Consider the following 608-nt stretch of genomic DNA (forward strand, 5'->3'; position numbering starts at 1 on the left):
GTTTAAAACTGGCAACTGCGATGCAGCTAGAGTCGTGGGAGCTGCTCATCGAACAAACTCAGCAGCACATGAACAAAGTGCATCAAGTATTTGAAACCTTGATTGGTGACGACGAAGAAGATGAGGGCAGCACGATTGCTCGTCATTTCCATGAATTATGGGATATGGCCAATAAACAAGATGTGCTAGAGCTGATTTTAGAGCAGGACATTCAAGTTGAAGAGCCAGCCATATTCTCTAAAGCTATCATCAACTTTAAAGCCGACTTGGCCAAGAAAACGCTCGGCCCCCGTGGGCGAGAAGTCTTAAACCGCTTGATGCCAAAAGTGTTTGACGCGGTGTTTGCCCACCCTGATGCACAGTTTGGTTTACCGCGAGTACTGCACTTACTGCACAATATTTGCACGCGCACGACGTACTTAGAATTGTTGGATGAACACCCTGCCGCATTGGTGCAGTTAGTGCGCTTGTGTACCGCAAGTCCAATGATTTCCGAACAGTTGTCTCGTTATCCAATCCTTCTGGATGAGTTGATAGATCCTCAACAACTGTACAACCCAATTCCACTCGATAGCTAGCGCGCTGGAGTGCGCGTTTTCCCTGCCGGT

Annotated in this window: 1 pseudogene; it reads left to right on the top strand. The window is 47.9% G+C overall.

Going from position 1 to position 608, the window contains the following annotated elements:
- Nucleotides 1-575: pseudogene (locus R7190_RS28765) on the top strand (bifunctional glutamine synthetase adenylyltransferase/deadenyltransferase); the annotation flags it as partial.
- Between the last annotated feature and the right edge of the window lie 33 nt (nucleotides 576-608).

Source organism: Vibrio sp. 1078-1 (assembly GCF_033340475.1).